Origin of the sequence: Algibacter miyuki (assembly GCF_030409805.1) — a bacterium.
Classification (GTDB): Bacteria; Bacteroidota; Bacteroidia; order Flavobacteriales; family Flavobacteriaceae; genus Algibacter; species Algibacter miyuki.
On record NZ_JAUFQP010000013.1, the window covers coordinates 646,330 to 659,448 of the forward strand.

At 35.5% G+C, this 13,119-nt stretch carries 8 protein-coding genes; 6 read left to right on the top strand and 2 right to left on the bottom strand.

The window, feature by feature from the left end; genetic code table 11:
- Positions 1–157 precede the first annotated feature (157 nt).
- Together QWY92_RS15105 and QWY92_RS15110 are read right to left on the bottom strand one after the other, a co-directional pair.
- On the bottom strand, positions 158–1,954 hold the full coding sequence (locus QWY92_RS15105) for a RagB/SusD family nutrient uptake outer membrane protein (RefSeq protein ID WP_290272719.1): 1,797 nt from the start codon (positions 1,952–1,954) through the stop codon (positions 158–160).
- 31 nt (positions 1,955–1,985) lie between these two features.
- Positions 1,986–5,186, bottom strand: coding sequence for a SusC/RagA family TonB-linked outer membrane protein (locus QWY92_RS15110; protein ID WP_290272722.1), 3,201 nt, complete (start codon positions 5,184–5,186; stop codon positions 1,986–1,988).
- Positions 5,187–5,649: 463 nt separating this feature from the next.
- Between QWY92_RS15110 and QWY92_RS15115 the strand changes: the two genes are divergently transcribed.
- From QWY92_RS15115 to QWY92_RS15140, 6 genes are all read left to right on the top strand, one after another.
- Positions 5,650–6,852, top strand: a complete 1,203-nt coding sequence (locus QWY92_RS15115) for a glycoside hydrolase family 88 protein (protein WP_290272724.1) — start codon at positions 5,650–5,652, stop codon at positions 6,850–6,852.
- 18 nt (positions 6,853–6,870) lie between these two features.
- On the top strand, positions 6,871–7,737 hold the full coding sequence (locus QWY92_RS15120) for a hypothetical protein (protein WP_290272726.1): 867 nt from the start codon (positions 6,871–6,873) through the stop codon (positions 7,735–7,737).
- Positions 7,738–7,750: 13 nt separating this feature from the next.
- Positions 7,751–8,611: an alpha/beta hydrolase family protein gene (locus QWY92_RS15125; RefSeq protein ID WP_290272728.1), complete on the top strand. Its 861-nt coding sequence runs from the start codon at positions 7,751–7,753 to the stop codon at positions 8,609–8,611.
- 243 nt (positions 8,612–8,854) lie between these two features.
- Positions 8,855–10,627, top strand: coding sequence for an alpha-L-fucosidase (locus QWY92_RS15130; RefSeq protein WP_290272729.1), 1,773 nt, complete (start codon positions 8,855–8,857; stop codon positions 10,625–10,627).
- 24 nt (positions 10,628–10,651) lie between these two features.
- Entirely contained in the window at positions 10,652–11,743 is a 1,092-nt protein-coding gene (locus QWY92_RS15135; protein WP_290272731.1) for a glycoside hydrolase family protein, read from the top strand.
- 44 nt (positions 11,744–11,787) lie between these two features.
- The gene (locus QWY92_RS15140) at positions 11,788–13,116 is read left to right on the top strand and encodes a sugar porter family MFS transporter (RefSeq protein ID WP_042504843.1); all 1,329 of its coding nucleotides are present in this window, start codon (positions 11,788–11,790) and stop codon (positions 13,114–13,116) included.
- The last annotated feature ends 3 nt before the right edge of the window (positions 13,117–13,119 follow it).

Genomic DNA, 13,119 nt, shown 5'->3' on the forward strand with positions numbered 1-13,119 from the left:
TGAAATATGTAGGATTTATTAATTTGAAGGTTTTATGATTGTATAGGGGCGTGTTTTAACGTAAGTTTCTTTTCATAGGAAATAAAAAAACCGGCAAATCGAATTTTCGATTTGCCGGTTTTTAGAATATCAAATATAAATTTATTTTTTACTTTAACTAGTAACCTGGGTTTTGCGGTAAATTAGCGTTTAACCCTGTTTGAGAAGTAGGTAAAGGGAATAAATAATTATCCCTAGAAAAATTACGGATTGATGCTGGCTGAACAATCACAGCTCTTCTTTCTCCTACACCTGTTTCTGCTACACCTTCTCCATATCCATAAACTTCAGGTTTGTAAATAGCAGTATTATTCTCATATACAGTGCCTTCAATAACCGCGCCGAAAATAGTTTCACCCAATTCAGCTTCGGCTAAGCCCCAACGTTTAAGGTCGTTAAATCGAGTTGCGCCTTCGGCAAATAATTCAATCGTACGCTCTCTTCTTATTTCGTTTAGCATATCTAAGTTGTTTGCAGCTACAAATGCATTAGTTAAAGCGGGTAATCCTGCTCTATCTCTTACTAAATTGATAGATTCATTAAGTTCTCCATCAGTAATTGCGTCGTTTAACTCATATAATGCTTCTGCATACATTAAGTATACTTCAGCAAGGCGTATATGCGGCATATCATAACTCTCAGTCGCTGTAGCTCTATAAGCCTCATCTGTACCCCATTTCCAACTCATAAATTTGGAATTAAAATATCCAAATTTATTGGTGCCATCTAATCTTAATTCAGGATCGTTATCAATAGTTGGAATAACACCTAGGAACTTATGATTGGTAAAATACGATCTCATTCTTAAGTCTCTATTTTCGAACTCATCTTCTGGGTTGGTATAACCTGCGAAACCGCTTAGTGGCTTATCAATAGGTAAACCTGATGTAGTTAAAAACATGTCCATCATTTTTCTACTAGGCTTTGTTCTACCTTGGTAAACGTGACTCACTAAAGTTCCGGCTTGTCTAAATGTAAAATCGAATTTACTATAAAAGATAAATTCTTTATTAGTTGCCTTATCTAAACCAGCAGGGTTAGAACCAGAACCTTCTAAGTTGAATAAGAAATTGTGGCTTAAATTATCAAGGACGTTATTGTAATTCCAAAGTTCATAACCGCCTTGGTCCATTACTGTTTTAGTTAATGTAATAACTTCTTGTAAATACGGTTCTATTTTAGATGGATCATAGCCTTCGCTACCTGCCCCTTCAGATACACCGTCACCGTCTGTACTTATACCAACGTTTTTCATCCATGTGGCTTCGTGTAATAAAACATCAGCTTTAAATGCCATAGCAGCCCATTTACTGATTTTTCCTTTGTCGTCAGAAGCAATATCTTGTTCTCTAGGTAACCCAGCTATTGCATCGTCCAAATCTGTAATGATTTGTGCTACTACTTCGTACCTACTATTTCTGGTTCCATAAAGTTCTTCAGAATTTTCAGTTAATGGTTCAGTAATTAATGGTACGCCACCATATCGCTGTATTAAAAAGAAATATTGCCATGCTCTATGAAATTTAGTGGCAGCTACATATTCTACGATACTTTCTTCACCATCGTAATTTTCTGCTCTAGAAATTAAAAGATTAATATCTCTAATGGCTTCATAAGTGTCTGAATAGTAGTCGTCATTCGCTTGAGCTTGAGTTAATCCTCTACTGTATACTTGCATTTCACTATCCTCATCATAGCCTATTAAGTCTGATCCATGATCAGAATAAATACCCTGGTCTTCCCAATCTAACAAATAAGTATAAAATCTATTTGCTGCTGCATTAAAATGTTCGGCTTCGTTGAAATAAACTTCGTCAGTAATTTCAGCTGGAGGTGTTAAATCTATAAATTCTTCTGCGCAGGATGCTAAAAACACCATCAAGCACGGTAATATTATATATCTTAATTTTTTCATTTGTTTAGAATTTAATTATTTCGTGTTCTTCTTAAATAGATAATTTTAAGCCTAATGCCCAAGTCCGCATAAACGGATAAGCACTTGCATTTGTGTCTGCCTGAAATTCAGGATCGTAACCGTCTTTTACTGTGGTTAATTCAAATAAATCATTTCCTGAGAAATAAACACGACAGGTATTTATTGGTGTGTTTCCTAGTTTTAGACCTTTAATATTATAACCAATAATTAAAGATTTAAGTCTTAGGTAACGGTTATTTTGAAGGATATGATCCTTAAATTGATAGTTCCATTGAGATAATCCACGTTGCGTAGTTAATCTAGGGAATTCTGCGTTACGGTTGTCTTCGGTCCAGGTTCTACCTAACCATGTGTTAGATTGATTTTGCCATTCAGCTTGGAAAGGTTGTGCAAAAAATCCTGTTCTGTAAACTTTCTGCTCTAAAGTACCTTGAAAAAAAGCGCTTAAATCCCAATTTTTATACTTAATATCAAAATTTATTCCATATACATAGTGCGCTGCGTTATCACCTTGGTAAGTTAAATCACTTTCATTTAATTTGCCATCTTCATTAGAATCAACAACTCTCATATCTCCTGGTCTTAAGGCATCGTTAGATGTTTGCGACGGTAAAATACCACCTGGCTGCAAGCTTGAGTAATATGCATCTACTTCTGCTTGAGAATCAAAATATCCGTTTGTTTCGTATAAATATAAAGAGTTAATAGGTCTTCCTAAAATATTTTCAGATTCTGAAGCTTCATTTAACCCGGCAACAACAGATTGAGCTCCGTCATATTTAGTGATTTCATTACGAGTATCACTTATGTTGGCACTTACAGTATACTCGAAATCTTCAATTTGATCTCTCCAACCTATCATAGCTTCCCACCCTTTAGTTTGTAAAGTACCAATATTAGTATAAGGAGCCGTAGTACCTAATACATCTGGTGTTATACCTCTAACAAGCATACCTTTATTATCTTTTTGAAAAAAGTCTAAAGAACCAAATAGTTTAGAGTTAAACATTCTGAAATCTAAACCAATTTCTTTGGTTGCAATACGCTCCCACGTTGTAGTACTACTAAATAAACTACTTGCTCGAGAAGTTACTTGCTGACCAGCATCTGTTTGTCCAAATACAGTGTTACCAAAATCTACTGTAGATAAGTACCCGAATTCACCAATTCCAGATGTACTACCTAATTCTCCATAACCACCTCTTAGTTTTAGGAAGGAAATAATCTTGCTATCTTGTAAGAACTCTTCCGAGCTTAATACCCAACCAGCAGAAATACTTCCATAATTAGACCATTTTGCGCCTTCAGCAAATCTTGACGACCCATCACGTCTACCTTGTAATTCTAATAAGTATTTACTCTTATAATCATAATTTACACGACCAATATATCCGTAGAACCCCCAAGTATTACCACCACCTTCAGTAGTAATTTGTTGGTCTGTTGCACCTAAATCTAAATCATATACACCATAGTCAACAAATCCGTTTCTTCTTGCTCTTAAACCATTGCTTGTGTTTTTCTCAGCTTCAATTGCTACAAGTCCAGAAATATTATGGTCTCCAAAGCTATTGCTATAGTTTAAAGCAGCTTTATAGTTTTTATAAGTAATAGTCCCCGTTTCTTCTTCAATAAATGAAGTAGGATTAACTTGGCCTGGTGCTACATCTCCATACCAGTTGTAAGTAGGTACGGTTATCTCATAGGTTTGATCTTCTGAATGTTGTTTGCTAATTGAATAAGATCCAGAAACATTTAACTCGTCAGTTATTTTGTAAGTAGCTATTGCTGCTACTTTGAATTGCTGGTTCTTGTCATTTGTACGACCACCACCAATGGCATTAGCAACAGAGTTTTTTCCACCACCAATATTACCACCAAAATTACCATAGTATTGTCCAAGTGGGTTATACGTAGGGAACAATGGGGCATCATAAGTAATAGCTTCACTATCTACACCGCCTGAAGGTCCAGAATAAATATTGTCAAAATAAGTAACGTTAGTATTAATGTTCAATCTATCACTTATATCAACGTTATAATTTAAAGAGAAATTATACCTGTCTACACCATCATCGGCTACTAGTAGACCTCCTATATTTTGATCATAACCTGCGGAGATGCGGAAATTAGAGTTTTCAGTACCACCAGAAACACTAATATTATGTTGGCTAGAGTATGAGTTACCAAACATTTCGTCAAATCTAGGAGAGTTTCCTAAATAAACACTTCCGTTAATTGGTAAATCATAAATTCCTTCTTCTCCGTTAGCAATTCGTTGTACCGTTGCACGGTCACTCCAAAAGAAATAACGAGGGGGTTTACTTGAAGCTATATCTTCATCTACAGCTGCTAAATAAAGTTGTCCATATTCCGACATAGATGGTGATGGCGGGCGAATACCAATGGTTCCCATACGGAGCACAGAACTTACATCAACCTTAACGTCACCACGACCTTTTTTAGTAGTAACTAAAATAACACCACCGGCGGCACGAGAACCATATACCGATGCTGACCCACCTTTAAGTACACTTATACTTTCAATATCATTCGGATTCATATTATTAAAAGAATCTGAGTTTATAGAAGGTACACCATCAATAACGATAAGTGGGTCTATACCATTAATGGAAGAAGCTCCCCTAATTAAGAAATTAACACCTTCATCGCCTGGTCTAGATGATGAACGCGTAACTGTTAAACCAGGAGTCCTACCTTGAAGCGCTAATGCAGGACTACCTTGTGCTAAATCTTCAAAAGCTTCAGATTTAACTTGTTCTACAGAACCAGTAAGTGTTTCTTTTTTCTGAGTACCATAACCAACGACAACAACCTCATCTAGAGCGGCTACGTCAGATTCTAAGGAAACATCGATTTTAGAGTTACTTCCAACAATAATTTCCTTTGTTACATACCCCATGTAAGAAAATGAAAGGGTAGCATTGTTTGATGATACATTTATACTATAATTACCATCAAAATCGGTTACGGCACCTGTAGAAGTTCCTTTTACAATAACATTTACTCCGGGAATACCCATATTATCTTCGGAGCTGACTACTGTACCTGTAATAGTTTTGTTTTGTTCTGCAGTAGGTTTTGTATTGGCATACCCTACGCTTGTCATACTGAAAATAAGTAAACCTATTATCCAAAATAGATTTACAGGCTTTTTCAGCGTGGTCTGAAATTTAATTTTTTTCATCATAAATATAGTTTATTTTAATTGGTTAATTCCAAATTAATAGTGTCGCTTTTTTATAATTAAAACACAATTAACTCAGAACTATTTAAATAGTTTGTATGTTACAATAGTATTTATATTTTGAAGACTATACTATAACTTATAGATCAATCAGCATAAATTATGACTCATTTTTGGTGTGTAGGAACGGGATGTAACCTAGTTGATTAGGTGTTTTTGCAACTTGTACGTTTTGTAATTATGTAAGAGAGGTATGACGCAGATCTATGTTAAGCTGTAAAAAGGAATCCTGTATTCAGGTTTTTGAATTAGAAAGAAAATACAGACTAATACCGCTTAAAAAAGCTATAATTTATACCTTTGGAATGATAATTTAATCGATACTTCAGTATTAATTAATATAATTGTATAGAATTAAAATATTCTAAATATCAAAAGCTTTTAGTTTGAATTAAACCTTAATAAAATGCGTATTATTAAATCAACTTTATTTATAGTTTTGTTATTTTGTTTTGCTTGTCAATCCAAAAAAAAAGAAGCTGTTTTAACAGAAGGTTCTGTATTTAGTGTCAATGCTATTTTAAAAGATAATGTTGAAAAAATAAAGCAAGTTGAAACAAAATATACTGTTTTTGATAGTTTTCCGAGAAATATACCAAAAGGTGAAACGCATTGGAAATTAAGACATGTGCGCGATTGGTGCAGTGGTTTTTGGCCAGGAATATTGTGGTATGCTTATGAGTTTTCGGGGGATGCCGATTTAAAACAAGCTGCTGAAAATTTCACATTACCTATAAAAACCATTGCATACACGCCAGCCACAGACCATGATATCGGGTTTCAGGTGTATTGTAGTTTCGGTAACGGCTATCGCTTAACCGGAAATGAGACTTACAAAGAGATTATGTTAGCTGCAGCCGATACTTTGGCAACTTTATACAACCCTAATGTGGGTTCAATACTGTCTTGGCCTAGTAAAAATGAATATTCACATAATACCATCATTGATAATATGATGAATTTAGAGTTGCTGTTTTGGGCTTCAAAAAACGGAGGAAGTAAAAGCTTGTACGATATAGCCGAAAGTCATGCGGAAGTTTCCATGAAAAACTTAGTACGTCCCGATTATTCAACATACCATTTGGCGTCTTTCGACGATAAAACTGGAGCGTTTATTAGAGGTGTGGCACATCAAGGATATGCTGACGATTCTATGTGGGCGCGCGGACAAGCTTGGAGTATTTATGGCTTTGCTTGTGCATACAGAGAAACGGGGAGAGATGATTTTTTAAATACAGCCATAAAAGTTACCGATAAATTTTTAGAACGTTTGCCGGAAAATGGTATTCCGTTTTGGGATTTCGACGATCCAAAAATCCCAAATGTGCCTAAAGATGCTTCTGCGGCAGCGGTTGCAGCTTGTGGCATGTTAGAGTTGGCAGGGTTAGTGAAAACAGAATCATTGAAAACAAAGTATTATAATGCTGCAAAAAATATAATTAGCATATTGTCGTCTGAAGCTTATTTGAGTGGAACCGAAAATCATGCATTATTACTGCATTCTACAGGGCATCATCCAAAGAATAAGGAAATGGATGTTCCAATTATTTATGCCGATTATTATTACCTGGAAGCCTTATTACGATTAAAGAAACTAGAAAATATTTAATAAACACAGCATTTTAAAATGAAAAAACTCGGTTTTATTCTTATTTGTATCACATTAATTTTTAGTTCTAGTCTTTTCGCGCAGACTGTACCGTATTCTATTGGGCGTATAGTGGTAAGTTCTGATGGTAATGAGCACGATCACGACGATTGGGCGGCAACACCTTTTACATTGGCGCTTTTGGCAGCAAAAGGACTTCAGGATAAACTAACGGTTTACACGTTTAGTGATCATATTTGGGGGAGCGATTATCAAAAGAAAAAAGGAAAAGCCGAAATGTTAATCAGTGCTTTAGAAGGTCAAAAAATATATAATTTTAAAAAGAGTAATTTCTTAGAAGCGGTTGCCGATTCTACAAAAGCCATTAATGCCATTGTAAAAGAAATTAATAAATCTAAGGCGAGCAATCCGTTAACTATTGTCGCTGCAGGGCCTATGCATGTTGTGGGATCTGCGATTTCACAATCTAAAAAAGCAAAATTAAAATATGTAAGAATTATTTCTCATTCGAATTGGAACGATAGACATTCTGATAAACCTTACGATTGGGAAGAACATTCTGGTTGGACTTGGAATGAAATTAAAGAAAATTTTGAGTCTTACGGGTTGATTTGCGACAGAATAACCGATCAAAATGGAGGGAAAGATTATGAAGGTATGAAAGCGCCAAAAGCCATGTTCGATTGGATAAATACTTCACCAATAAGAAATACTTCGGAAGAAGCTAAAAAACAATTAGATTGGTTGTATCAAAGGCAATTAACTTGCATTAAAAAAGGAGATTTTGATCCGTCGGATGCTGGTATGATTATTTATCTATTAACCGGAAAACAAAAAACAAGTCCTGAGGATGCAAGAGCAATTATCGAAAATCCAGTACATTAAACAAAATTCAAAAATGAAAAGAAATTTCAGCCTATTTATTATCATATTTATTAGTTTTCATTGTTTTTCTTCTGAAATAAGTTCTACGGAAGCAAAAGCTAATTTTGAAACTTCAATTAAAACTATTTCCGAAGAAAATGAAACCGTAAAAAAGAAGTGGAATGGTTTTAAAATAAAGGAAGGTACCTTAAATGGAGTGGCTTATAAAGTGGTGTTTCCGAAGAAGGCGAACGCAAGTAAAAATTGGATATGGCGGGCTCGATTTTGGGGGCACGAACCACAAACCGATATCGCACTTTTAAATGCGGGGTTTCATGTGGTGTATATTGAAGTGGCTAATTTATTCGGAAGTCCGAAAGCTATTAATATTTGGAATGATTTTTACGATTTCATAATAGAAAAATATAAATTAAACCCTAAAGCCGTGCTAGAAGGCATGAGTAGAGGTGGTTTAATTATCTTTAATTGGGCGAACCAAAATGCCGAAAAAGTAGCCTGTATTTATGCCGATGCACCAGTTTGCGATTTTAAAAGTTGGCCTGCTGGGCAAGGTTCTGGAGATGGTTCTAAAAAAGCATGGGAAGCCTGTTTAGGCAGCTATGGTTTTTCCGAAGAAGTAGCGTCTCAATTTTTGGGAAATCCTATAAATCACATGGAGTATATTGCGGTTCAAAAAGTGCCAATTTTAATTGTTGTTGGCGATGCAGATAAGGTTGTTCCTGTGGCAGAAAATAGTGCTTTATTAGAGCAACGTTTAAATAGTTTAGGTTGGGAGTTAAACATGATTCACAAACCAGAAGTAGGGCATCATCCACATTCTTTAAAAGACCCAAAACCTATTGTAGATTTTATTTTGAAGGCAACTATGAATTAGTTTAATTTCGTTTTTTTTATATAAATAAGTCATCAAATAATTTACAGAATCACGTGTAAATTAAAGTATTTTATTTTTGTTTAAAATAGATCAACGGCTTGTTAGTAGCCCATTTCATTAATATAGCGCATAAATAAGCTATAGTTTATATGGAAAGGCTCATGATTTATACCGTAAAAAGTCTATTATTTTTATTATTGTATCTATTATGTTTTTTTAGAATAAATAATAAAAAATTCAAGGATGAAAAAATCAGGTATTTGTGCAATGTTGTTTGTTTTTCTTTTAGGAACAGCATGCGGTTCTAAAGTAGAAAAAACTGTAGTTGTAGAGGCGAATATCGATTCAGAAAATATAACAGATGAAGCCCGTATGGAATGGTGGCAAGACGCCCGATTTGGTATGTTTATTCACTGGGGAATTTATACGGTTCCTGCTGGTTTTTATAACGGCGAAGCACAAACAAATAGTGCCGAGTGGATTATGAATAAAGGCAAAATTCCGGTTGCTGAATATGAGAAATTTGCCGACGAATTTAATCCAACAAAATTTAATGCCGACGAGTTTGTGGCTTTAGCCAAACAAGCCGGAATGAAATACATGATTATCACGGCTAAACATCACGATGGATTCTCCATGTTCGATTCTAAAGCCACCGATTATAACATTGTAGATGCCACGCCTTTTAAACGTGATATTTTAAAAGAATTATCTATCGCCTGCCAAGAGCAAGGCCTTAAATTCGGTTTTTACTACTCGCAAGCTCAAGATTGGCACCATCCGGGTGGTTTAGGGAACAGTTGGGACAAATCTTTTGAGCGTGTTAGTAGCGACGCGTATGTTTACGAAAAAGCATTGCCAGAAGTAAAACAGTTACTTACAGAATATGGCCCGATATCAAATTTTTGGTGGGATACACCTCGTGAAATGACAAAATCTGTTGTCGATAGCTTGCATCATATTACCACGGCATTACAGCCATGGATTATTACAAACGACCGTTTGGGCGACGATTATCCTGGAGATCATAAAACTTTTGAAAGAAACGGGCCAAGACATCAACCCGAAGCTAAATATTGGGAATTATGCCAACCCGTTAGCGGCAGTTGGGGGTACCGTAGCGACGATGATAATTTCAAATCTATACCAACTTTAATTCATAATTTAATAGACCAGAGTAGTAAAGGCGGAAATTATTTATTGAATGTAAGTCCAACACGAGAAGGCATTTTAAGAACTGAAGCTGTAGAACGCATGAAAGCCATTGGTGCTTGGATGGATACAAATTCCGAAGCGATTTACGGAACACAAGCAAGTCCAACTTCTACCGAACCAGACTGGGGACGTATTACCATGAAAACCATTGACGATAAAGCATTACTTTATCTTCATGTTTACAACTGGGAAGATGGAGCAGCGTTGCCAATTCGATTAAAAAATAATGTAGAATCTTGTTATTTACTTACTGATGAAAGCAGAACGTTTAAAACCGAAACTTTAGATCATGGAATTCAAGTGAAATTAACAGGAAAAGCACCAGATAGCGTAGCTTCTGTTATTGTTTTAAAGTTGAAGGAAATGCCCAATGCATTACCTGTAAAAGCTTTAGGTCAAGATGAAAACGGACTGGCTGTACTTACGGCTTACAGAGCGCAATATGAAAACTTACAAGGACCAGGCGCCCTATACAAAGAGGAGTGGGACTGCGTTAGTCATTGGGATAGCGAAACAGCTCGAGTATATTGGTCTTTCGAAATTGATAAACCAAGCACATTTAATGTGGAGCTTGGCTATTCAGGAAGTGAATCTACTGAAATTACAGTAGCACTTGCAGGAACTTCTAAAAACGTAAACGTTACCGCAACAGGAAGTAATCCAAAACGATTTAAAAAAGCAGACTTAGGACAATTTACAGTGGATAAACCTGGTAAATATGAGTTGTCCTTAATGCCTGTATCTGGAAAATGGAATGCCATTAATTTGAAGGATATTAAACTTCAACCTGTAAAAAAATAATCGACGTTTAATCGAATTTATAAAATGATGAAATATATTTTTCTTTTGTTTATTGGATGTTTGTTCTCTTGCGGTGCACAAAATAGTCTTTATAATAATTTAGATGAAGCACCTATTGATGGCGGTTTGCAAATGGATGATTATTGGGTTTGGGGAAGTTCTGTTATTAAGGGAGACGATGGTTTGTACCACATGTATGCTTCTCGATGGCCAAAAATGTTACCGTTTCACCCAGGTTGGATGGTGGCTTCAGAAATTGTGCATGCCACATCAAAAACTCCAGAAGGACCTTATCAATTTCAAGATGTCGCTTTAGGCGATCGTGGTACACAATATTGGGATGGAAAATCTTGCCATAACCCTAAAATTGTAAAATATAAGGACACTTACATTTTGTACTACATGGGATCTACACATCCTTTTGAGGCTGTTACAGAATCTAATGTTAGCGATTTCGATTTATCAAGTAAATGGTGTATTGCCGCACGTTGGGGAAAACGTATTGGTATAGCAATATCTAAAAGTCCCAATGGCCCATGGAAACGTCAAAATGCACCAATTTTAGAAGTGGAGCCAAATTCATATTATAGTTTTTTAACCTCCAATCCATCACCTTTAATTAAGGAAGATGGTTCGGTAGTTTTACTTTTTAAAGGAAGAAGTTATAAGGAAGATGGCGTTTCGCAAAGCGATATGAGTATTGGTGTGGCTACTGCGCCGAGATATGACGGAGAATATACCGTAATTGGCAACGAACCACTATTTTCTATGGAACGTTTTGGTGAAGTTGAAGATCCACATTTATGGAGTGATGATGCCGGTTACCACATGATAGCCAAAGACCAAAGAGGTTTAATTACAGGAGGAAAAGGCGACGGATTGGTAGCACATTCTGAAAATGGTATCGACTGGGTAATTGACGAAAATCCAAGAGCTTACACAAAAACGGTAAAATGGAATAACGGAAAAACCATTAAACAAGGGCAATTGGAAAGACCTTTTGTTTTTGTGGAAAACGGAAAACCTACACATATTTTCTTTGCCACCATGGATGGTCCTGGTGGATTTAGCAACGGTACAAAAACATGGAATATGGTTATTCCCTTAAAAAAATAACATAACTAATTTAAATATTTTAATAAAACTAATACAAACATAACATGGACAAAAAAATATTATTATGGTCTATTACTGCAGCTTTAGCAGGATTTTTATTCGGATTTGATGTTGTAGTAATATCGGGAGCCGATAAAAAACTACAAGCCTTATGGGAATCATCAGATGCTTTTCACGGCTGGGTAGTCATGGGTATGGCACTTTGGGGAACCGTAATTGGAGCCATTTTTGGAGGCTTTCCAACAAACAAATACGGACGTAAAAACACCTTAATTGCTATTGGTGTATTATTTGCTGTTTCAGCCATTGGTTCTGCTTTATCTAACGATCCTTATGTATTCGCTTTTGCTCGTTTTATTGGTGGTATTGGCGTTGGAGCATCAACCATTGCGGCTCCTGCTTATATTTCTGAAATTGCTCCTGCTAAAGATCGTGGGCGTTTAGTAGCCTTATATCAATTCAATATTGTTTTTGGTATTTTAATTGCTTTTTTATCCAATTACTTATTAAGTGGTATTGGCGAAAATGCATGGCGTTGGATGCTTGGTGTAGAGGCTATACCAGCAGTTTTATATATTTTATTTGCATTAAAAGTACCTAAAAGTCCACGTTGGTTATTATCTCAATCTAGAACTGAAGAAGCTAAAGCAGTTTTAAAATTAATAGATCCTAATGCAGATGTTAACGAACAAATTAGAGAGTTTACAGCACATTCTGATGCTAGTGATAAAACCGAAACTATTTTTATAAAAAAATATAGATTTCCATTAACCTTAGCGTTTTTAATTGCTTTTTTCAATCAGTTATCAGGTATTAATGCCTTCTTGTATTATGCACCACGTATTTTTGAAGAAGCTGGTTTGGGAGAAAGTACAGCACTTTTAAGTAGTGTTGGTATTGGTGTTACTAACCTTGTTTTTACTTTATTGGGCGTGTTTTTAATTGATAAATTAGGAAGAAAGACCTTAATGTATATAGGCTCGGTTGGATACATTATTTCATTGGGATTAGTATCTGCAGCATTCTTTTTAGGATGGACGGGAATGGCAGTGCCTATTTTCTTATTTCTATTTATTGCAGCACATGCTATTGGGCAAGGCGCTGTAATTTGGGTATTTATTTCAGAGATTTTTCCTAACCATTTACGTGCATCAGGACAATCTTTCGGGAGTTCAACACACTGGGTGTTAGCGGCTTTAATTCCTTCTTTAATTCCATTTTTGTTTAACCACCCAATGATTGGTGCTGGTGTTGTATTTTTGGTATTCGCAGGTATGATGGTTTTACAATTATTGTTTGTTGCTTTCATGATGCCTGAGACTAAAGGAAAAACTTTAGAAGAATTAGAAGATATCATTTTAAAGAAAAAATAATAA